Genomic DNA, 22,021 nt, shown 5'->3' on the forward strand with positions numbered 1-22,021 from the left:
CCATATGGCTAGGCTGTTCGCCGGTCTATGAGGACCGATGAAAAATACGAATCCAACGTCCCCGACTGACGCATGGCAACGAGTGTACTCCGTGTCTCTTTGGAAGGGTGACTCTGACAAAACTCGCTATCGAAAGCATGGATGTCATCTCGATCCCCCCATGCACATCGCTCAACCAAGTCACACATCCTGTGAACCAACAAAGCACTGACCGATGGACTTCTTTAATATCCAAACGTAGAAGCTTTGCTCACCGACATCGACGAATGTCACCTCCAAAAACCAGTTGGCACTCCATTGCCAGACACCATCCAATCTGAAGCATTGCCGCTGGCTTGGCACACCGTTGTCCCAGATATCGGATCACGCCACCTGTCATCATCGAGGTACCCCGGGCAGCGACCTGGCAATACACGGATCACATAACGTAAGTGAGTTTCCTTTGGACACCGAACACTGCTGCATACTAATAGCCATGCACTACCAGGTCTCAACAACGGTTGCAGCGCTTTGCCAAAGACAACATGAAGCCCAGCAGTGACATTCACTTACAGGTCCTGCTCTTGTGATTCCACCATGACGACACAACTCAATCACTGAGTCCAGGGATTGGCAACAATCCTGCAACACAGAACATCCATTGATGGAAACAAAAACCAACACCGCACTGCCCAGCATCCCTCAGCACTGAGCAATCGTAACGGCTATGAAGGTGCAATCACACTGGCTGTATGAAACTGCGTTTGTAGGAACATTAGAACGCGCCTTCTGCACATTTGCATTAACTAAACGATCACTATGTGATGCAATTCACATTAATAGATTGGATAATAGATTATACTAATTAATCACGCATATTTAAGTCTCATTTGGCCGCCGCATGGCGGCCTTTTTTATTTCCTCACCAAACTTCTGGTCACTCAATACAAACCCTGCCAGATCAATGTGATTTACGCACATAAAAATAAAAGAATTACGGATACTTTACGTGACGTGGTTTATATATTTAAATCCTGTTACGTCTATGGCGCTTTATAGGTACTGCATCGCAAGCCTTAAACAGCCCATACCACACACACACGTGGACAAGCAATCAAACCTCTTGATTCATCCGTTCTTATCTAACATATTCAATCAATGACTGTCTTTAACCTCTGTGCTTATTTCAACCACGCTTGGATCCAGATTCTATTTCCGGATAGGTCCGATTTCGCCCTGCCGGTTTGAGTCTGCTTCATTGACATGACTATTCACTCAGTAATGCGGTGACTCTCCTTCATTTTGATCTTCTCAGCACTTTTAGACAGATCAATGAAAGTCCTAAAGATGGTAAGCAATTGCAAGAATATCCTTGCGTGACTCAGCATCAGCATAATGAATATAACTCTTCTAACGAATCAAACTACCGTTTGTTATTACACACCCGTTGCTGACAAAGGATCATCCACCCCGACTCCCAACGGCGTGGCAATCACACCAAACCCTTTTTCTACTCGGCATACGTGATCATCTCCAGTGCAATCGCTGCTTTCTGCAGCACCTGTGCTGGCACTTGGTCTGTGGCCTCCCGACTCCACAAAAACCGCTTTCACAGTCTTACCTGTAGCGTGCAATTCCTGCAACACCCAATGAATGCCTCTGGACGTGCCCCTGTTCACTGCAAACATGATGCACAACTGGCATGGAGTCCAATGTGTCCACCCCATGCATCCATTGCGACCGTGCTGACATATGCCTATGCCCCATCCTCGCCAACCCATGCACCACATTCACAGATGTATTGCTGACGTCCCACCATCCAGGCTCACTGCACTGAGGGAACATTGCCCGCCCGGAGCAACACACAAGATCGAATGCAAGTCTTTGACAAACGATCCGCAGCAATCGACCTGCAACCCACGTTCAGTAAGAGTTAGGACGCAATAAACACCTCCTCTTCATCAGAAATGTCAGCCAGACGTCATCCACGTACCGCTCACCAGTTGATTCAACATCCATCACATGCTCTCAACCACGCCCTCTACCGAGAGAACAAATCATGCGACGTGTACCCCACTGAATCACCAATGCAGCAACATGCACGATATCTAACGCCCATTGCACAATCACCACATGAACATCCCCAACATCGTCTCCGCACTCACCATCGCTGGCTCAGACACAGGCGGCGGCGCAGGCATCCAAGCCGATCTGAAAACGTTCGCCGCACATCATGTACACGGACTATCGGTGATCGCCGTGCTGACCGCGCAGCACACCCGTGGGGTTAATGCAGTCCATATACCGCCGCTGGAATTCATCGCAACACAGATCGACACCTGCTTCTCCGACTTCAATGTACACGCCGTCAAACTCGGCATGCTCGCCAATACCGAGATCATTGCACTGGTCGCCGAAGCGCTTCAGCGACATCAGCCTCCTTGCATCGTCCTAGATCCCGTCATGGTCGCCACCAGCGGCAGCACACTTCTTGAAGACAATGCGCTGGACGCTGTACGCACCCGTCTACTGCCATTAGCCACCTTGGTCACGCCTAACATTCCAGAAGCCGAGCGGCTGCTGAATCGTCACATCCACACCAGCAGCGACGCCGACACCGCAGCGGCAGCATTACTGAAGCTCGGCGCTCAAACGGTACTGCTTAAGGGCGGACATCTGAACGAAGGCAGCAATGTGATTGATCGTTTTGACAACGGCACAGTGCGCGAGCGCTTTAGCACCCCACGGTTAGCACTAGATGCTCACGGCACCGGCTGCACTCTATCCTCAGCGATTACCGCTCAGCAGTGTCTTGGACTGAAACTCAATGAAGCCTGCAGAGCAGGGATTGACTACGTCGCACGCGGACTGCGTGCAGGCTACCGACCCGGACGCGGCAACGTCACCGTACTTAACCACATACTTGCCAAACATACCGAATAAACAAACAGGGATTGATACTCAAGAGTACCAACACCCATGAGCATTGACTGCTGTCACTGCAGATTTAGACATCACGAACCACGCACTGTCATTGCCTCAAAAACCAGAAATGACTCCAAGCGAAGCAACGCAGCCGTTTCGGCTGTTTTACAGAACATCAAACATCACCGCAAAAGATGGATCACCCATGTCCGCGCCACTGTCGATGTATTGGCCCCTTTACCCATTGTCTCATCACGCCAAGATAGGCCGATGATATGGGACATGGTGCACTCTGATCTTGCGGCAAGAGACAGGCGTCATAGCAAATACACTTGCGACATAAGCAACAGGCTTACCAATCAAGTGTGCCTCTTCGCAATTTAACTGGAAAGATGCATCGTAACCACAACCGTAGCCTTTACAAGGTCAGGCATCTGATCGCATCTCCTCTTTTCAGGCAATTTCAGCAATACCACATCATTACCATCAGCGATGACCAAATCGTTCAGAGCCATCGATAGCACCACCTCATACATGGATGCGAACACAGCACCCATTTCGGTAATCATGCAGTCGTTGCCTCTTCATCCAGTGAATGTCATGAGAGAGCAAACGTTGCTATTTAAATGTCCATCCAAACAGCGATATGGAAAGCGCATACATGCGCTTTTACGTCACCTATCAAAAGAGATCAGGTCGTATGTACATTTTCACGCATTGTCAAAATACACAGACCAGTGACCTGAACACGAGAACGGTGCCAGCGTGCTTGCCATCAGACACGGACAAGCGACGAACACACATTGATACGCTCAAGGGTGCGCTCGCCTCCATTGTGGACACAGTATCCACTCAACTATCGTGACGTTTTGCCTTGTTGTTAGAGCACGGCGCAATCACCTTCTTAGCGACGCTGAATCACTCGCGCTACACAAGCATCGACATGCTTAATGCTTACTCTTGCGAGCAATCACGGCTTTCTGTGCCAATTTAGATAAGTAATGACTCGCCTCTATCCGTCATGAGAGCTGTGGCAAGTTAGATCATCAACCTAATCTTGTAAGCCCCATGATGTTCTGGACTTGTGTTGCGATGACCATCAACCAGATCGAATTATCCAAGGCATCTATCAACAGATAGCAGGTTGGTCATGCAACCATGTCAGGCATATGCACAACCTGAGGTGCAAGCGTTTTTGAGATCACAATGGCATGCAAACACATATGCACGATCGCAGGATTGATCAAGCATTTCCTGGATATGCGCCTGGCCTGTCATCCCATGTACAACATCCAGCCAAACACCGTTTCACTGCCATCGGAAAACGTGCTTGTACAACGGTGTGCATGCAGCCTCATCGCTTCAGAAAATCCCCACACGCACGGTTTGGAGGAACCCATGTCAGTCGATCGCTGTTGGATCCTACTCCCCTTCTCCGTCCGGCAAGCCCTTTTGGCAATGCTTCCACATTGCATCATTTATCTAAAAAGCAAAATTTCAACGCCAGTGAACGTCAAAAGAAACCAAGGACAGTGATTGAAGAAAGCGATACAAAAAGTAAGCCTCCCAGACAAGGAGAAAGCAGACACCACACCCTTTCCATAAGGTTTTTCTTCACAAGGTCATAGCATCTGAATTGAGGCGTGATACTCCACCAGCCTCTGACTCACCTACCGGACCCTTCTGCTGGAAGATCTGCTGTACCGTGTGACTGACTTTATCTCCAGCAAGGACAGCACACGGATGCCAGCCCAATGATCGCTCCGCTTTACTGCGCTCAACATATTGAACGGTTCCTCACATTCCTGTTTCTACTTCAGCAACGACTTCACCACCCTGGAATACATCCTCCACCGTATCACTTTCAACCAACGGCATCGCTGCTTCTTTCGCTATCCCCCTCTCTGTGAGATTTATCAACATTGGATCTTCTGCCTGCTCAATGGGGACCTTGTTGTTTTCACACATGCAATGCCTTTATCGGTCTCCTACAGGTCTTTGCGCTGTTGCTTGTACTTCTCTAGTACCTCAGCCTGTTTTTCCTTGAGCATGTGCTTCATCCTGTATTCGGCTTCCTCGACTCCTTACTGGTTCTCTAGTAGCCACATCTGGAACGAATCATTGGTCTTGTTCAATGCAAGTTTCATTTGGATGATCTCTAGCACCAATCTCTGGCTTCCACTACGCCATTCAATATTCAACACCTTCATCCATTGCATTGACACATCATGCTCTCCTGTTGACAAGAAACACCTCATCAGAAAATAGAGTTTGGCCATCAAGAGATATCTCTACTGTTGAGGCAGCAGATCTTGCTTGAAATCAACAGTGGTGTAGAAACCAGTCTAGTCTTCTAAAGCAATACAGAAAACATTGCGTCGAGAAACTCCGAAAATCAATAAAAATCCACGCATAAGAGAACGGATGCTCTTCACCACACGTCTTATATAGCGGTGGCACTCCGAACATATCGGAATGCAATCGTTCAACGGTACCCAGACCTGTTGGAGAATCATGTTCCAATGCCTTTGCAGAAACCTTGGCCGGCTCCCAGGGAGATTCATATCCACTTCCAAGCACATCGCTTGCAGTAACACCGATTGACCAGCACGAACTTTAAGTCCCCCAACCGTCATCTGAGTACAAGGCATGAGGAAGTCAACAAAAATCAAGATACTGGTTTTAATACGTTTTATCTGGGCGGCAAGGTGATCAAAAAGCCTCTCCTTGTCGTATTGCTTGTATACCTCGCGCTGCATCGTGATGTGGCAGCACACATCAGCCGAACTCATAAACAATGCGATTCGGACTGCCCATCAATTCCAGGACCTTCAATGACGACGAGCACTTCGTCATGTCAGTCACCGCAGATCAACATCGACACCCGGCTAACCACTTTACGGGCATGACACCAGAATAGGATCAGAGGCACATTGGATATTTAACGTGCAGCGCGCAGCAAAGCGTCCTCCACGACATCCTTGGTCAACACGTTGGGGAGCACGTTTGGTGGTGCGCCCGGGCCGTAGACCACATACAGCGGTACACCTACTGCCAGGTGCTGTTTTAGAAACGTAGTGATCTTGGCATCTCCATTGGTCCAGTCACCTTTCATATAAACAGCATCGATCCGATGCATCATGTCGTGAAAAGCATCGCTAGAGAGCACATTGCGTTCATTCGCCTTGCAAGTCACACACCAATCCGCAGTCACGTTGACGAAAACAACACGGTTATCGGCACGCAGACGGTCCAGAAGCAGCGGCGAGTAAACCACCTCGTCGCTACTGACATTCTGCGTGATCAAATGTGGCACCTTCAGTTGTGTCACACCCCAAAGCGGCAGCAAGGCCAACAACAGTAATGCACTGGATAACCCAAGGCCCAGACGATGACCATTCCAACGGCTGCGTTCAAACCAATACAATCCCATCGCCAGCAATACCACGCCAACTAGCAGTAACGACTGTGCGTCCACACCGCGCTGCTTGCCGAGGACCCACAATAACCAGACCGCAGTCAAATACATTGGCAATGCCAAGACGTGTTTCAGTGTCTGCATCCATGGACCTGGCACCGGCAACCGGTGTGTCAACGATGGCACAAAACCAATCAGCAGAAACGGTAATGCCAAACCAAAGCCCAGTGTGAGGAACACTAACATTGCCAACAATGGCGGTGCGGTGAAGGCATAGACCAGAGCAGGGCCCATGAACGGACCGATGCAGGCGCTAGACACTACACAAGCCAACACGCCAGCGAAGAAATCGCCTAGTGGCCCACTGCGAGCCATCAGAGACTGACCTATCCCACCAAACTTGGTGCTGCTCATGGTGAACACCCCTGACAAACTCAGGCCAACGGCAAACATCAAGTAAACCAACGCACCAACAAAGCCAGGCTGCTGAAGCTGAAAGCCCCATAGTATCTGGGCCATAATCGCGATACCACCGACGACGCCAAATGAGAGCAACACACCGACTGTGTACCAAGTTGCATGGCGGCGCGCATAAGCACGGCTCTCACTACTTTTAACCAGAGCCAAGACCTTCAGCGACAAAACCGGCAATACGCATGGCAGCAAATTCAACAGCAAACCGCCGGCTAACGCCAGAGACAGTGCCATGAACAATTTACTCACACTGTGCGACGGGTGGTTTTCCAGAACATTGCCAACCACAACGGCTGGCTTACTGACCGTGCCAGGCAGCGCGTCGGGACCGGACCAACGCAATGATGTCTGGGACGGCATGTGGTTACCTGGCAACGGTGAGACCATCAGCGGCACAGCATTAGCGCGATTCGGGGAGGAAACCTTTCCAGACGGCAAGGACAACCGCACTCGACGGGTCATCGGCGGATAGCAAATGCCATCAATTTGGCACCCCTGGAAAGTCGCTACCAGAGTCGCATTAGCGACAGGTCCTGAATAATCGCGCTGTAGCGGCAGCATCACTTCAATCTGATTGAAGTAGACCACCACATCACCGAAATGCTCGTCGTGGTACTTACTGCCCTGTGGCCAATGCGCCACATCCGTATGAACGCTCTTCACTCCTTCCAACGCCAGAGAGGTGCGGTCACGGTATAGGTAGTAACCCTTGGCTGGGGTAAAACGCAAAAGCAAATGGTTGCCATCGCCAACAATCGCCTCAAAACCGAACGCTTGCTCGGCTGGAAGCGGCAACGCATGGATCCCTGGAGCCACTTCGCTAAGCAATGGCCGAGTGTCGAAGCGACTACTCCCCCCAACCTGCTTATCAACCTTAGCACTTATATCCAAATCATTAGCATAGGTCGGCAACGCGACCTGCAGCGTGCGCACCTGTGGTGGGTAACAGACACCTGCATCCGCGCACCCCTGGTAATGCACTTGCAGCGCAAGTTTACGCACGCCTTTGGCGGCCAACATGCTGCGCACCGCGGTCAAGCTTCCCCGGTAAATTTCAACGTCTCCCAAATACGAGTCGTGCTTCTTGTAACCATTTGGCAAGTTCAGCTTAGGATCGCTTTTGAAATCGCCATCATTCAAGATCCGCACCGCAATCCTGTGTCGATAAAGATAATAGCCATCCGCGATCTTCCAATGCACCAGCACATGATGGCGATCAGGAGCTGTAACGCCGACCACAAAAGCCTGTTCCACCGGAAGCAGGTCAGTTTCAGTCATGGCAACTACGGGGAAAGAAATCATTGCCAACACACAGAGTGCGGCTAAACGATGTAAGAGCGTCATGGTGGGGAGCGTTCCTCGTCAATCTCTGTATCGATCCAAGCCAAGTAATCAGGTAATCCTGCGCTGACCTGGACCGCGACTGCCTCCGGCAGTTGATAAGGATGCAGTGCGCACAAACGCGCGATCGCCGCGTTCACGTGCACAGCGTTCGTCTTAATCAGTAACTGGATCTCTTTCGTAGTCTCGATCTTCCCCTGCCAACGATAGATTGAGACCGCGCCCGGCCATTGGGTGACACAAGCTGCCAACCGCTCCTGTACCAACACACGAGAAATGAGCTCAGCGCTGGGCAAATCAGGGCAGGTACTGAAAATTAGGTGTACGTGAGAGGGCATAAGCTCACAGTGTAAAGCCTGAACGATGCCCTGATATCGGGGGCTAGCAGATTTGTGAGATTAGTGTGAAGAACGACATACTTGATAACCCATTTAGGGATGCTCTGGACAAACTATGGACACCCCTTAATCATGTTTTTATGAGGTAAATGTCTGTAAAGTCCACTCAGACGACCATCCAAACTGTCTGACGCAGCCACTCACCAAAAAAGCTCATCAGGTCAAGCGCTGGCAAACGATCGAACCAAGTCTAGCAACCTGAAACAACACACACGGTTTACCCAGCTTGCCACGTGATACCCGTCCTCAAGCTAAAGCGTGTAGGGTTGGCTGAGTAACGCTATTACAGCCTTCAGAGTAAGTTGACCACCTCAACACACCGATCAAGGGCTCGCCGCATATGGATAAGGTTAAGAGAAGATTTTCACGAAAAATCCTCTAACGTCTCTTGAAAGCCCCACGCCGAGCCACATATAAGCTTAGTCCCGAGATGATCGGGCTTTTTGTACTTACAGTGTTAGCACTCATCACACAAGAGTGCTAGCGCGCCTTATACGATCTATATCAATCAATCACTTAAAGAGGGTCTTTATGAGCATCAAACCGCTTCACGACCGCATAGTGGTCAAGCCAATCGAAGCCGATGAAATTTCCCCTGGCGGCATCGTGATTCCAGACTCCGCCAAGGAAAAATCCACCAAAGGTGAAGTCGTCGCTGTCGGCACCGGAAAGCCACTAGACAACGGCAACGTCCGTACCCCATGCGTCAAAGCTGGTGACAAAGTGATTTATGGACAATACGCGGGCAGCACCTACAAGGCTGAAGGCGTCGAATACAAAGTATTACGCGAGGACGACATCTTGGCGGTCATCAATTAATTCAACCAAGCCTGAAACCGTAAATGCATCCGGCATATCACGGCACCAGCGGGCACATTATTCCATCCATCCCTAAATGTTCTAATCGCAAATCCTGGAGTAAAGACATAATGGCTGCCAAAGACATCCGTTTCGGTGAAGACGCGCGTTCACGTATGGTGCGCGGGGTCAACATCCTTGCCAATGCAGTAAAGGCCACCTTGGGTCCCAAAGGCCGCAACGTGGTGATTGACAAGAGCTTCGGCTCACCAACGATTACTAAAGACGGCGTCTCTGTTGCCAAAGAGATTGAGCTGGCCGACAAATTTGAAAACATGGGCGCACAAATGCTTAAAGAAGTCGCGTCCAAGACCAACGACAGCGCCGGTGACGGCACCACCACTGCCACCGTGCTAGCCCAAGCATTGATCCGCGAAGGCACCAAGGCAGTGGCTGCTGGTATGAATCCGATGGATCTCAAGCGCGGCATCGGCAAAGCAGTTATTGCCGCAGTGGCCGAACTGAAGAAAATCTCCAAGCCAACCAGCGACGACAAAGCCATTGCTCAAGTCGCCACGATCTCCGCTAACTCAGACGAGTCCATCGGCAACATTATCGCCGAAGCAATGAAGAAGGTCGGTAAGGAAGGCGTAATTACCGTTGAAGACGGTTCAGGCTTGGAAAACGAATTGGACGTGGTCGAAGGTATGCAGTTTGACCGTGGCTATTTGTCACCATACTTCATTAACAACCAACAGTCGCAGACGGTCGAACTTGATAATCCGCACATCCTGCTCCACGACAAGAAAATTTCCAATGTGCGCGATTTACTCTCTGTGCTTGAAGCCGTCGCTAAAGATGGCAAACCGTTGCTGATTGTCGCTGAGGAAGTAGAGGGCGAAGCTTTGGCGACCCTGGTGGTTAACAACATCCGTGGCATCGTCAAAGTCTGCGCGGTCAAGGCTCCTGGTTTCGGTGATCGTCGCAAAGCCATGCTGGAAGACATGGCTGTACTCACAGGCGCCACAGTGATCTCCGAAGAAGTAGGTCTATCCCTGGAAAAGGCGACGACCGATCATCTAGGTAAAGCCAAGAAAGTGAGAATCTCTAAAGAAAACACCACAATTATCGACGGCGCTGGCGATAACGGTGCTATTCATGGCCGCATCAAGCAAATCAAGACCCAAGTCGAAGAAACCACGTCCGATTACGATCGCGAGAAATTGCAGGAACGTGTAGCCAAGCTCGCAGGTGGTGTAGCAGTCATCAAAGTCGGTGCTGCAACTGAAGTGGAAATGAAGGAAAAGAAAGCACGTGTTGAAGATGCTCTGCATGCCACTCGTGCAGCTGTCGAAGAAGGTGTCGTTCCAGGTGGCGGCGTAGCACTAATACGTGCACTCGCTGCGATCAGCAATCTGAAGGGAGCCAATGAAGACCAGACACACGGTATCCAAATCGCATTGCGCGCTATGGAAGCACCGTTGCGCGAGATTGTTGCCAACGCCGGCGAAGAGCCATCCGTCATCTTAAACAAAGTGAAAGAAGGCAAGGACAACTTCGGCTACAACGCCGCTACTGGCGAGTTTGGTGATGTGGTCAGCTGCGGCATCTTGGATCCCACCAAAGTAACTCGTTTAGCATTGCAAAACGCTGCTTCAATCGCTTCCCTGATGATCACCACAGAGGCAATGGTCACCGAAGCTCCAAAGAAAGATGACCCAACCCCACCTGCCTCTGGTGGTATGGGTGGTATGGGTGGTATGGATTTCTAAGATAATAAACTGACGTTGTATTTATCGAAAAAGCCCTGCTGACGCGGGGCTTTTTTTCTTTATGCAATCCTTCACTATGCAATGGTGACACAACGATAGCTTCTCGGTACGTTGGTTATACAATTTCTTCAGTATTTCTAAGGCATTTCATGCAGCCATCTTCTTTACTCGGAGTCCTGGCTAGCTCTGGCTAACAAGTATTTCGGATACATATTGATATACATAGAAATTCAAATGCAATTTTTCTCGCGATTCACAGATATGAAAAATATTTTTTAGGAAAGATACTTCACCTACATCCGCATCCATGCAGAAATAAATCCAGATCAGATCAGGATTACTATATTTACACCAGAGCTTAATAAAATAGAAATACTTGCTAACCGATTAAATTACAACTAAAAAGACAAATGAAATGAAATTTTTAATGGGCTTGACTATGAACCCAGTGTCATCAGCGTTTTTTTCTAATTCTACATAAATGTTTCTGGAAACAATAACTTCATGAACTTGAAAAAAACTTTTTGAACCCGACCACCACTGCTCTCAAGATTTATTTTTTCCGAAAGTACCACATAAAAAGGATGCTTGAAATGCTTAGAAAGCAAAAATATCATTGTCGTTTCCTCGTACAAACGTACACGGAAAACTCAACTCCAAACGACTACCTTTAAGGTACTGAAAATAAAAAAGAACTTAAAATAAAAAACATCAAGATTAAAAACATCTAACAAAAATATCTTACTCCGGGAGGTTTAATTTGGAATACCAAAGACAAAGAAAAATAATATATTATTCAAATCGATCCAATTTATGCCCCCAAAATCAAAGTTCTTTCTTGAAAAGTGTGTCATTGTATCGTGCTGTATACGCAAACATTTTCTGAGAAAATACTGCAAAAATTAAGCAGTGAGGCCATATAACCTGCATGTCATGTTAAAAATAGCTAAAACTTCCATCAAAATTATGGGATCATCTTACATCACGAAGAGCATACACTACACTGAAAAAATTGACCGTTTCAGTCAAACAAATTAGAGTGCAATCAATATCGATATTTTCTGAGATAGACGCATTCAACTTAATTTATAACGATAAACAACTGAGTGCTAATCTCTTTGCACCATGATGTCGCTTCAAATGTTTGCAATAGGTTCATTTAAATGAAAAATTTTTCATTTTCTCTTTATTCATAATAACTCCCCTTGAGCAATAAACATCCCTTGATTATGCAACCAAACACGTCCCTCCAAAACCAAAGAAACACTAAGTATCAAATCAGCACTTTCATCAGCATTAACTAGGAAGCGAATATATCGCTGAGTCCCGCGCTTAATATCCTCTCCTTGAGGTAAATCAATACGAGGTACCCAAGCCTCGGTTTTAGGAGGAGTCCCTTTCGCATGCACTTGCCAAGATAATCGCAGCGGATGCTCAGTAGGTGATACAAGCAAAGGATACTCACTCTGATTATCTATCTTAACTTGGACTTCCCAACGTCCATCATTCAGTTTTTTTACATCTACGATTCCAAGCTTGATACGCTGTATCTGCTGGTTTGGAATTTCACGCCAATCTCTATTGGAACAATTCGGAATATCCAATGCAACGAAGTATTTGAAAATACTTATATCCAAATCCTTCCTAAGGCGCTCAGAATAAAAACGCCGTGCTGATTCAATGCGCGAAAGAGCCTGTAAGCACATCGGTTGATTTGGATCATGAACGGAATAACCATCAGGAAAATTTCCAGAGTATCCGTTCAACGTCTTCAATCCACGTTCCTGAGCAAGCAACATACCATCCAATTCAGTCATAAAGAATGGCTCGGATTTATTGACAGGAACAAAAATCACGGCAGAAGAATTCAAATGTGCAGGCAATTTTTCATCGATTTTTGCAGCACGCATCTTCGCTTCAGAAATATCGTAGAACCTACCTTTCACTGAAACAGATTCAATCATGAGCACTACGCATAGTAAAGCAGCCAATACAAGCCATCTTCCACCTTCTAATCGTGCTGCATCTATTCCAGAGGCAATCAGAATCGCAAGTGGAATCATCAGTATCAAAATGATACGAGATACAGCGCGAATCGAATTAATTCCAGGAAGATCTGCAAATAAAAGGTAGAATGACTGATTTTTAATACTTAATGTAAATAATATCAATAATACCAAGGATATAATAGCAACATATACCATTGGCGATCTATTCAAAGTTAACGCAAGCACAACCAAAAGAAACACACCTAAACCCACAAACATCTGATGCTCATGACGCATAGGCAAATTCTTACCTATATGGTCACTGAGGGTATTCCATATAGTCGAAGCATCAGAAATAAAATAGCTTCGGATACGCGGCAACATTGAAGAGATTTCATGGGAATCACGTGAAAAACTATATAATTTTGAATACAAAACATAGGGGTACATTAAAATTAATAAGCTGGCCACCACTAAACCTAGCAATACAAAAAGGAACAAAGCATCGCGCCTATTATAATTCACCCAAGAGCCAAAACCGGAAAACCACATTAAAGGCGATGTCCTTTCAACCCAGCACTGTGCACCGACCCAGGCAAGCAACAACAATGACAAGAAATACCCAAGATAAATAGAGATATAAAACTGCAGTGCAATGGCCAAGGCACCCCACCCCAACCATAGTGGAGAACCTGACTGGCGAAAGCGCTGCCAACACAAGAGCGCCAAAGGCGCCGGAAAACAGTACATCAATTGAGCATGACCCACATGCGCAACCGTTGGCATACCAAAAGCAAAGAAAAACGCCCCCCAGGAAGCAGCAACAACAGAATAGCCCAATTTCCGAAGCACAAGGTGCATGGATGCGAAATTCAGAAGATAACCAGTCAAATACCAGAGATCATAAGCAACGTACCGATCGAACCCTAATATGCGATAGATCGAATAAATCCACGCAGTTCCCCAATGGTTGTCGCTGAATGCAAGGACACCAGGCATCGGATAAAAAAACCCAGGATTCAATAGCGATTCGTTACCACCACTCGCCCATCGATAAAAGTACTCAAGAATAATGCCATTGAAACGAGCATCGCCCAGATCGCCAGGCACGCCTCGAAAGTAATTAACTTGTGTTACCAGTACTAAGAAAAAACCTAAAGCAAACAACACAATAGGTATCAGCAGATGCCATTGCCGGAATGGCGCAGCATCCTGCTGGTAAATAGTCGTTACTTTAAGCATATGGTATTTTTTAACCTGTCATTTATTGACAACGATAATCTGACTTCACCCGACTTTCACGGAAAGGATCTGTCAATGTATCTGTATAATTCCCCATCAACAACCGATGCTTGGGAAGAAGGTTTTTACGGTAAAAACGACTGAATGAAGCCAACCGCTCACCGCGATCAGTCAGCTTAACGCAGCCGTTATGAATATAAATTGTCCCTGACTGAAGTTGCTCGGTCAAGCGAACTTCTATTAAATGATGTTCACGCATATACTCATCCGTGAATACCTGCTGCAAAGCATCTTCGCGAATACCACCACCTCGTTGCTGTAGTTTCTCGAGGATATAGAAAGAAAGCGAACGATCAAGAACTGTTGGAATCGAAATCGCAAACAAATACGCTCCAAGAAGCCATATCACCAGTAACTGAACCATTTCCAGTGGAGAGAAATTGCTGAAAAAACGAAATACCCAAAATAATAGGCCCACTAACGCAGCAGCCAGCATACCATCCAGCAGGCTCGCATAGAAAACGACATTAACCTTAAAATAACGAATATGTACATAATAAAAAGCCAGCATTACTACGATAAAAACCAATGTAGCCAAAGCTGTCTTAAAAAACACGTTCATTTAAAAACCATGAATTTGTTAGAAATAAAGCTAAACACTACCTGCACAGCAGTAGCAACCAGAAAACCCAGGGTGTAATTTAAACTGTAAACATCAGTCCAAAAATACAAGATGCATGTATGTATGAAAGCGATACAAACATACATTAACATAAAGAGTAATGCCTGTTTGGCCAGCTTCCCTTGTACTATACGGAAGACAAAATAACGGTTGCCAATAAAAGACACGGTGATTCCGAACACAGCCGCGATACCATTCGCCAGTCCCGCTGAATGTAAGTCCAAGACTTCCATGTTGAATCGCAAGATAGTGTAATGAACAGCAGTCGCAACCAGCCCATTAAGCAGATACCGAAGCAATTGACCGCGTAGTGCGCTGTTATTTCTATTACTTCCGGTAGGCATACAGGATCTCTTCGAGAAAATCCTTGTAAGTCTCTGGAGGCAATACACCACTACTACGGATGATTCCAGACATCATCAGAAGGAGTAACGTCAACGCCGCAGTCTGAAGAAAAACAAGCAGCAGGATACCGTTAACCAGAGAAAACCAACCGGGGGTCGCATAACCAAACATCTTCAGCAAGAGTGCCAATCCACCACCAAAGATCGAAGAACCGGCAATCACAGTGCATGCAATACCAACCCGTACCAAAACATCTTCAGCAAAAACCATCAATGCACGAAAGCCATGCAGCGCCAAACTAACGAAATTCATCTTGCTACGCCCCGCATAACGTATGCCCCGATCAAGAGCATAGGTCGAAACGCGCAGCTTAGAATTGAGCACACACGCGGCTACATGGATCCACAATTCTTGCATTGCAACAAGCCTGCGCACCGCCGGCATCTTAGCTACCATAAAATTGCCGAAACTGATTTTGCGCCCGCTAAGCAACGAGAACAAACACTTGTAGATGACATAAAAGGTGCGGAACTTCCTAGTTTCTACCCGACTCTTGCGAGTGGCAACGACCACATCAATCTGCGTCGAATCCAGACTGTCAACCAACTCAGAGATACTTTCAGGAGTATCCTCACCGTCAGAATCCATGACCACCACGTAATGCGTGTCACCGAAATGCTCAACGACATAGCTCAATCCAATTGCAATTGCACGTTGGTGACCAACATTGCGGCGCAACTTAATCACCACCCCTTCCAATCCAGCACCACTGATAACCGCAGGATCAAGCGGTTGACGCACGGAACCATCGTCAACAGCAACGATATAGGCACCAGTCCCCTGGTATCTGGCAAGCTCCTGCAATAACCGACTTGAAGCTTCGACGTCTTCAAAGACCGGTATCACGATAACGAGCGGAGAGGCTAAAGCAGACATTGTTAAAAACACTTGCGGAAATAGGCGATGGTTTCCTTGAGGCCGTCCTCAAGCGAGACCTTGGGTTCCCAAGCAAGTTGGGATTTAGCCAAGCTGATGTCCGGCTGACGCTGTTTTGGATCATCGGAGGGCAGCGGCTGAAACACGATTTTTGAAATGCCACCCACCAGCTTGAGGACCATTTCAGCCAGCTGCAGCATAGTAAACTCGCTGGGGTTACCAATGTTCACTGGTCCATTAAAGTCCTTAGGACTCTCCATCATTCGCAACATGCCATCGATCAGATCATCGACATAGCAAAAACTGCGCGTTTGGGTACCATCTCCGTATATAGTGATCGGGTCACCACGCAGCGCCTGCACAATGAAGTTACTCACCACCCGACCATCGTTAGGATGCATGCGTGGGCCATAGGTATTAAAAATGCGCATGACCTTGATCTCCAAGTTGTGCTGGCGCCAATAATCAAAAAATAGTGTCTCCGCACAACGCTTGCCTTCGTCATAGCAGCTACGAATGCCAATCGGATTCACCCGTCCCCAATAGGTTTCGACTTGTGGATGAACTTCTGGGTCGCCGTAGACCTCACTCGTGCTGGCCTGAAGAATCCGTGCCCCGACCCGCTTGGCCAGCCCTAACATGTTGATCGCACCATGCACACTGGTCTTGGTAGTCTGCACTGGATCATGCTGGTAATGCACCGGCGACGCGGGGCAAGCAAGATTGTAAATGCGGTCGACTTCGACATATAGCGGGAAGGTGACATCATGGCGCATCAACTCGAACTTCGGATGACCAATCAGGTCAATAAGACTGTCCTTGGTACCCGTATAAAAATTATCAACACATAATACGTCGTGACCAGAAGTAACCAACTTTTCGCACAGATGCGATCCTAGAAAGCCGGCACCTCCAGTGACCAGCACTCTGTTGTTATTTCCAGACATACCCACCTTCAGAAGAGCAATCGGATTCAGTTACGGTCCATCACACGACAAACACAAGCTATTACACATATGATTGTAATGAAGTCAAAAAACATTGTAGGAAAATATCGCGGCAATCCTGCAACTTGACAGAACCCAAGTCTGGATTTCGCAAGACACAATGGATTCCTTTAGCCAACTAGTTCATCAAGGAGAGGCTTCCAACATCCACTCCAATGTTTCCCTCAACGGCGGAGAACTCCAAGAGCCAATCAATTGCCGCAACAGAGAGTGATTTCCACGGAGAACCAGCACCTCATTGGCACGCATAAAAGCCGGGTTGACACGAACCCCGATTGTATGTCCAGTAATATCTCTGCACAAGTCAATAATATCGCGCAGCGAATAAGCAACACCAGAACATACGTTGACTGTTTTGCCAACCGCGTTTACGGTCTCGATCAAACGCCGATATGCCTGAACTACTGCACGCACGTCACTAAAATCACGCTGCACATCAAGATTGCCAAGTTCGATGTGTGGGGAACGACGGCAAAAATGCGCAGCAATTTTAGGGATAAGAAAGTTATCTGCCTGCCCAATCCCTGTATAGTTAAACGGACGGGTAACCACCAACGGTAGACGGTCACGCCACAGGTTAGCGGCATACTCCATAGAAAGTTTGCTGACCGAATAATCGTTGATTGGTGCCGGCACTGTAGACTCGTCAAGTACCCCTTCGGACACATTGCCATAAACGTTCGCGCTGCTGGCCAGCAGCACACAATATGGCGTTGCATCGCCGTGCGTTAAAGCAGTCAACAGGTTACGCGTACCGATCAAATTGACATGGTAGAAATCGTTTGCAGTGCCATGCGCGACAAAAGTCAACGCAGCCAGATGGATCACGACATCCGGGCGTACATTAGCCACGCCACGGATAAGCGCGTCCAGATCACACAGATCAGCTTGCAACCAACGCACCGAATCATCTTGTATCTCAGGAAGAGACTTACCAAGCGCAATCACCTCGTAACCATGGTTCAGAAGTTCGGCCAACATATATCGACCGGTAAAACCACTGCTACCTGTCAATAGAACACGCTTACCAGAAGAACTCATTAGAACGAGAAATCACGTTCGCTGCGACGTAAATCCGCTTCCATCATCATGCAGCACAGATCCTCAAGTGTGGTCCTTGGTTCCCAACCCAGCTTTGTCTTGGCTTTGACAGGATTTCCGATCAACAAATCCACCTCCGCCGGTCGATAAAATTTAGGATTGACGATGATCAAAGTCTTTCCAGAAGCGACGTCAACACCACATTCCTGTTCAGCCTGTCCCTTCCACTCCAACTCGATACCGACAGCACTTGCAGCTAGGCTGACAAAATCACGCACACTTTTAGTTCGATTGGTTGCCAACACAAAAGTATCTGGCTCATCGGCTTGAAGCATGCGCCACATACCCTCAACGTATTCCTTCGCAAAACCCCAATCACGTTTGGCGTCTAAATTACCAAGCTCCAATACATCCAACTTCCCTAATTTAATCCTGGCAATCGCATGAGTGATCTTACGAGTCACGAAGTCACGCGCACGTAGCGGCGATTCGTGATTGAACAAAATACCACTGGCAGCAAAAATGCCATACGACTCACGATAATTGACCGTCATCCAATGAGCATACAGCTTAGCGATACCGTATGGGCTACGCGGATAGAACGGCGTTTCCTCGGCCTGTGGAGTCTGCTGCACTTTGCCGAACATCTCCGAAGTCGATGCCTGATAGAAACGAATCTTAGGATTGACAATCCGGATCGCTTCAAGAAGATTAACCGCACCCACGCCAGTAATATCAGTAGTTGTCAATGGCTGGTCGAAAGAGACACCAACGAAGCTCTGTGCTGCAAGATTGTAGATCTCGTCAGGAGCGGCCAATTGCAACAGTCGGATGCTAGAAGAGAGATCGGTCAAATCATATTCGACAAGATGCAAGTTAGGATGCTGTGCAATCCCAAGTTCATGAATACGCCAGAAATTCACCGAGCTAGAACGGCGATACGTACCATAGACCACATAACCCATTTCGAGGAGCAACTGCGCTAGATAAGCACCATCTTGTCCTGTAATACCCGTAATAACCGCGCTTTTATTACTCATTAGTGTTTTTTCAAAACATGATTGAAAAGGAAATCCATGTCGACCATCCAGGACTAACTTACCGCAAAAAAGAGATTATAGTCACATTGAATCACATACCCATCCCCTCTTTGACGAAATGCTGGTGTGCAACAAAGCTTTGGGCATCTTCAAACAACACAACAGCCAAATCAGTCGCACTCTCCCGCCAAGTCAGCCAGGACATTACATCACTACGCGGATGACGCTGCTCCCGATACAACCCGATCCAAGCCAGAATCGCATCACGTGCATCCTCGGGAGCCGTTCCTGAAAAATAAGCCGCATATTCACCTGCCACTTCCCGGAAGACGGGAATATCACGTGCAATCACCGGTAGCTGACGCTGTGCCGCTTCGATCAATGGTAATCCAAACCCCTCTCCTTCAGATGCAGCAATCAAGCAACTGCATGCAGAATATAGTCGTTCCAACGATTCATCACTGGCACCCACCAACCAGAACAAACGGCGATTCAACTCCGAATGACACTCCAATTGCTTGCATAATTTGTCTACCAACCATCCGACCTTACCGACAATTACAAGCGTCACCTCGTGGTTTGCAGCCCACAATTGCTCAAAGGCACGAAGAATCTGGGCGTAGCCCTTACGCGGCTCTAAGGTGCCGACCATAAGAAAACTAACTCGGCCATTCAATTGATCAAGCACGCTTTGCTCATGCTCCAATACACCCTGGCTTGGCAAGCTACTCTGGATATCAGCTCCGAGATGGAACCAACGTACATCCGGTCGTATCTGCAACTCCTGTTCGTCCATCCACGCAAGTACATCGTCAGCAGTCGCACGGGAGATGCAAAGCAACGCATCAGAAATACCCACCACACCCCGTAACCAACGCTCATGATGACATCCACCATGACCTGGCCACCAATGGGGATTACGCACCGGCAGGAGGTCGTAAACCAAGAATGCGATCCGGACACCAGCATTGCGGAAGTACTGGAACCAATTTGGCAACAACACGATACAGTCGCCCACTAAATCAAGCCCAAGAAAGACATCCCCGGAATGACAAACAAGCGGCGTGTCCTCAACCACCGTGCGTGTGTTGGTGAACTCAGCAGCATAGACGTTGGCGCACACATAGGTGCGGGATTCGCGATCCATTCTCACCAATTGGATGACATAACCGTCAGGTGGTTGGCGGTGCCATTCCGAAACAATCGCACGAGTGACACGTTGAATGCCTGTTCTGGAATCAAGCAACGCCAGTTCGGTAACATCGATCATAATCTTAGGAACTGGAGGAGGTACCGATCGGTCAATTGCATCGGCCAAAGCAAGCAAATCCGGACTGCTTTCACCACTTAGTTCAACCAGACGATGTTCAAGCGAACGTAACAGCACATCGTGCTCTGGAATGTCCGGACACACGGCACACTTGCCCACCTGTTCGCACACTTCAAGAAAACGGAGTGCAACTGTATCCCAAGAGAATTCCCCGGCACGTCCAAAGCAATACCTGCGCAGTTTCTCCAGATCAGCATCGTGATCGAGAAAATGTGCCATATGGTCACGGATAGAATCCACGTCTAATGGATCAAACAGCGCATCTGAGTAATGGACAATCTCAGAGATGCTGGAGACATTCGAAGCAAGTACTGCAGCACCGCAGGACATCGCTTCTAGTACTGGAAGACCAAATCCCTCATGCCAGGATGGAAAGACGAAGAAGCGGCAAAGATTGTAGAGCGCAACCAAATCATGGTCGGAAATATAACCTGTAAAAACGACCTCTCCTGATTTCAGACCAGCCGTAGCAGCACGCTCGAGCAGATCTTTCACACACTGATCAGGCATTCGCCCAGCAAGTACCAATCTACATCGCAGGCGCTGATAGTACTCCAGACGGGCGTAGGCATCGATAAGACGTTGCAAATTCTTACGCTCGTCGGAACCCCCAGAATAAAGGATAAAATGGCTATCAAGCCCAAACTTCTCCAGAACCATGTGCAGCGCAGGGGAATTGGGCGGCATTGATACGAACATTGGATCGCACGCTGCGGAGATATTGAACACCCGCTTGGCATCGTAGCGCATCACGTTAACAGCCTCAGCACAGGCGCTCTCTGAAATCGCCACCAATGCATCAGCGCAACGCATCTGAGTGAGCTTGCGTTCGTAGTGCTTACGATAAATAGGCACCGGATCCAAGTAGATATTGCTGTTAATCCACGGGATCATGTCGTAGAACGTCACCACGGTTGGTATCTGGACGAACTGTCCAATGCTGGTGACTGCATTGTCTCCGTAACCCTCGAACATACTCGACACATGCACCACATCAGGAGCCAATGCGGCAATAGCCGCCTCTCTGATTTGCTCAGCATGAGCAATCATGCTTGCATTCGCCTCGTCCATCTCTTTGACTGGCAAAGGGACGTGAAAAACGTGGATATTGGCCTGTGGCAGCAGTCCCTCAAAAGCCTGTCGGATCACCGGGACTTCTTCTGCAAAAGCACCATTAAGCATCAGATGAATATCGTGACCACGATTATTGCGCACTACAGCCATAGCTAACGACAAACTGTAACGGCCAATGCCACGATAGCGGCTTTCAGATTGCGCACCCTGCAGATCGATGACAATACGCAT

General features: G+C 47.9%; 16 protein-coding genes. 3 read left to right on the forward strand and 13 right to left on the reverse strand.

Going from position 1 to position 22,021, the window contains the following annotated elements:
* Window positions 1–2,112 precede the first annotated feature (2,112 nt).
* The gene (gene thiD, locus PLS229_RS08805; RefSeq protein WP_038270437.1) at window positions 2,113–2,922 is read left to right on the forward strand and encodes a bifunctional hydroxymethylpyrimidine kinase/phosphomethylpyrimidine kinase; all 810 of its coding nucleotides are present in this window, start codon (window positions 2,113–2,115) and stop codon (window positions 2,920–2,922) included.
* Between the two features lie 362 nt (window positions 2,923–3,284).
* Here thiD and PLS229_RS08810 read toward each other — a convergent pair whose 3' ends face one another.
* The 5 genes from PLS229_RS08810 to cutA form a co-directional block, all read right to left on the reverse strand.
* Window positions 3,285–3,473 (reverse strand): hypothetical protein, encoded by a 189-nt coding sequence (locus PLS229_RS08810; RefSeq protein WP_114867174.1) that lies wholly within the window; start codon window positions 3,471–3,473, stop codon window positions 3,285–3,287.
* Between the two features lie 1,228 nt (window positions 3,474–4,701).
* Complete coding sequence (locus PLS229_RS08815) at window positions 4,702–4,872, reverse strand: hypothetical protein (RefSeq protein ID WP_160165123.1); 171 nt, start codon at window positions 4,870–4,872, stop codon at window positions 4,702–4,704.
* Window positions 4,873–5,249: 377 nt separating this feature from the next.
* On the reverse strand, window positions 5,250–5,696 hold the full coding sequence (locus PLS229_RS08820; protein WP_152536576.1) for a hypothetical protein: 447 nt from the start codon (window positions 5,694–5,696) through the stop codon (window positions 5,250–5,252).
* Window positions 5,697–5,845: 149 nt separating this feature from the next.
* Window positions 5,846–8,140 (reverse strand): protein-disulfide reductase DsbD family protein, encoded by a 2,295-nt coding sequence (locus tag PLS229_RS08825; RefSeq protein WP_038270434.1) that lies wholly within the window; start codon window positions 8,138–8,140, stop codon window positions 5,846–5,848.
* Window positions 8,137–8,475, reverse strand: a complete 339-nt coding sequence (gene cutA, locus PLS229_RS08830) for a divalent-cation tolerance protein CutA (protein WP_038270433.1) — start codon at window positions 8,473–8,475, stop codon at window positions 8,137–8,139. The genes PLS229_RS08825 and cutA overlap by 4 nt, the downstream gene beginning before the upstream one ends.
* Before the next feature lie 591 nt (window positions 8,476–9,066).
* Between cutA and PLS229_RS08835 the strand changes: the two genes are divergently transcribed.
* On the forward strand, window positions 9,067–9,354 hold the full coding sequence (locus tag PLS229_RS08835; RefSeq protein WP_038270432.1) for a co-chaperone GroES: 288 nt from the start codon (window positions 9,067–9,069) through the stop codon (window positions 9,352–9,354).
* A 110-nt stretch (window positions 9,355–9,464) separates the two neighbouring features.
* Window positions 9,465–11,105: a chaperonin GroEL gene (gene groL, locus PLS229_RS08840; protein ID WP_038270431.1), complete on the forward strand. Its 1,641-nt coding sequence runs from the start codon at window positions 9,465–9,467 to the stop codon at window positions 11,103–11,105.
* Between the two features lie 1,190 nt (window positions 11,106–12,295).
* Here groL and PLS229_RS08845 read toward each other — a convergent pair.
* The 8 genes from PLS229_RS08845 to PLS229_RS08880 all read right to left on the reverse strand — a co-directional run bounded on the left by PLS229_RS08845 (window position 12,296) and on the right by PLS229_RS08880 (window position 22,021).
* A complete protein-coding gene (locus PLS229_RS08845) occupies window positions 12,296–14,335 on the reverse strand; it encodes a hypothetical protein (protein WP_038270430.1) in 2,040 nt (679 codons plus the stop codon).
* A gap of 22 nt (window positions 14,336–14,357) precedes the next feature.
* A complete protein-coding gene (locus PLS229_RS08850) occupies window positions 14,358–14,957 on the reverse strand; it encodes a hypothetical protein (RefSeq protein ID WP_038270429.1) in 600 nt (199 codons plus the stop codon).
* Window positions 14,954–15,361 (reverse strand): GtrA family protein, encoded by a 408-nt coding sequence (locus PLS229_RS08855; RefSeq protein ID WP_038270428.1) that lies wholly within the window; start codon window positions 15,359–15,361, stop codon window positions 14,954–14,956. The genes PLS229_RS08850 and PLS229_RS08855 overlap by 4 nt, the downstream gene beginning before the upstream one ends.
* Window positions 15,345–16,298: a glycosyltransferase gene (locus PLS229_RS08860; RefSeq protein WP_038270427.1), complete on the reverse strand. Its 954-nt coding sequence runs from the start codon at window positions 16,296–16,298 to the stop codon at window positions 15,345–15,347. Before PLS229_RS08860 ends, PLS229_RS08855 begins: the two co-directional genes overlap by 17 nt.
* A 2-nt stretch (window positions 16,299–16,300) precedes the next feature.
* Window positions 16,301–17,245 (reverse strand): UDP-glucuronic acid decarboxylase family protein, encoded by a 945-nt coding sequence (locus PLS229_RS08865; protein WP_038270426.1) that lies wholly within the window; start codon window positions 17,243–17,245, stop codon window positions 16,301–16,303.
* A gap of 186 nt (window positions 17,246–17,431) precedes the next feature.
* Entirely contained in the window at window positions 17,432–18,346 is a 915-nt protein-coding gene (locus PLS229_RS08870; RefSeq protein ID WP_038270425.1) for a GDP-mannose 4,6-dehydratase, read from the reverse strand.
* A complete protein-coding gene (gmd, locus tag PLS229_RS08875; RefSeq protein ID WP_038270424.1) occupies window positions 18,346–19,386 on the reverse strand; it encodes a GDP-mannose 4,6-dehydratase in 1,041 nt (346 codons plus the stop codon). The genes PLS229_RS08870 and gmd overlap by 1 nt, the downstream gene beginning before the upstream one ends.
* A gap of 91 nt (window positions 19,387–19,477) precedes the next feature.
* The gene (locus PLS229_RS08880) at window positions 19,478–22,021 is read right to left on the reverse strand and encodes a glycosyltransferase family 4 protein (protein ID WP_038270423.1); all 2,544 of its coding nucleotides are present in this window, start codon (window positions 22,019–22,021) and stop codon (window positions 19,478–19,480) included.

Origin of the sequence: Xylella taiwanensis (genome assembly GCF_013177435.1) — a bacterium.
Lineage (GTDB): Bacteria > Pseudomonadota > Gammaproteobacteria > Xanthomonadales > Xanthomonadaceae > Xylella > Xylella taiwanensis.

Bases quoted from the DNA above. Each gene is read 5' to 3' on its own strand.
- PLS229_RS08850 (WP_038270429.1), bottom strand. From the start codon at position 14,957: ATGAACGTGTTTTTTAAGACAGCTTTGGCTACATTGGTTTTTATCGTA.
- PLS229_RS08815 (WP_160165123.1), bottom strand. From the start codon at position 4,872: ATGTGTGAAAACAACAAGGTCCCCATTGAGCAGGCAGAAGATCCAATG.
- groL (WP_038270431.1), top strand. From the start codon at position 9,465: ATGGCTGCCAAAGACATCCGTTTCGGTGAAGACGCGCGTTCACGTATG.
- PLS229_RS08870 (WP_038270425.1), bottom strand. From the start codon at position 18,346: ATGAGTTCTTCTGGTAAGCGTGTTCTATTGACAGGTAGCAGTGGTTTT.
- PLS229_RS08865 (WP_038270426.1), bottom strand. From the start codon at position 17,245: ATGTCTGGAAATAACAACAGAGTGCTGGTCACTGGAGGTGCCGGCTTT.
- PLS229_RS08880 (WP_038270423.1), bottom strand. From the start codon at position 22,021: ATGCGTATTGTCATCGATCTGCAGGGTGCGCAATCTGAAAGCCGCTAT.
- PLS229_RS08860 (WP_038270427.1), bottom strand. From the start codon at position 16,298: ATGTCTGCTTTAGCCTCTCCGCTCGTTATCGTGATACCGGTCTTTGAA.
- PLS229_RS08835 (WP_038270432.1), top strand. From the start codon at position 9,067: ATGAGCATCAAACCGCTTCACGACCGCATAGTGGTCAAGCCAATCGAA.
- PLS229_RS08820 (WP_152536576.1), bottom strand. From the start codon at position 5,696: ATGAGTTCGGCTGATGTGTGCTGCCACATCACGATGCAGCGCGAGGTA.
- cutA (WP_038270433.1), bottom strand. From the start codon at position 8,475: ATGCCCTCTCACGTACACCTAATTTTCAGTACCTGCCCTGATTTGCCC.
- PLS229_RS08810 (WP_114867174.1), bottom strand. From the start codon at position 3,473: ATGATTACCGAAATGGGTGCTGTGTTCGCATCCATGTATGAGGTGGTG.
- PLS229_RS08845 (WP_038270430.1), bottom strand. From the start codon at position 14,335: ATGCTTAAAGTAACGACTATTTACCAGCAGGATGCTGCGCCATTCCGG.
- gmd (WP_038270424.1), bottom strand. From the start codon at position 19,386: ATGAGTAATAAAAGCGCGGTTATTACGGGTATTACAGGACAAGATGGT.
- PLS229_RS08855 (WP_038270428.1), bottom strand. From the start codon at position 15,361: ATGCCTACCGGAAGTAATAGAAATAACAGCGCACTACGCGGTCAATTG.
- PLS229_RS08825 (WP_038270434.1), bottom strand. From the start codon at position 8,140: ATGACGCTCTTACATCGTTTAGCCGCACTCTGTGTGTTGGCAATGATT.
- thiD (WP_038270437.1), top strand. From the start codon at position 2,113: ATGAACATCCCCAACATCGTCTCCGCACTCACCATCGCTGGCTCAGAC.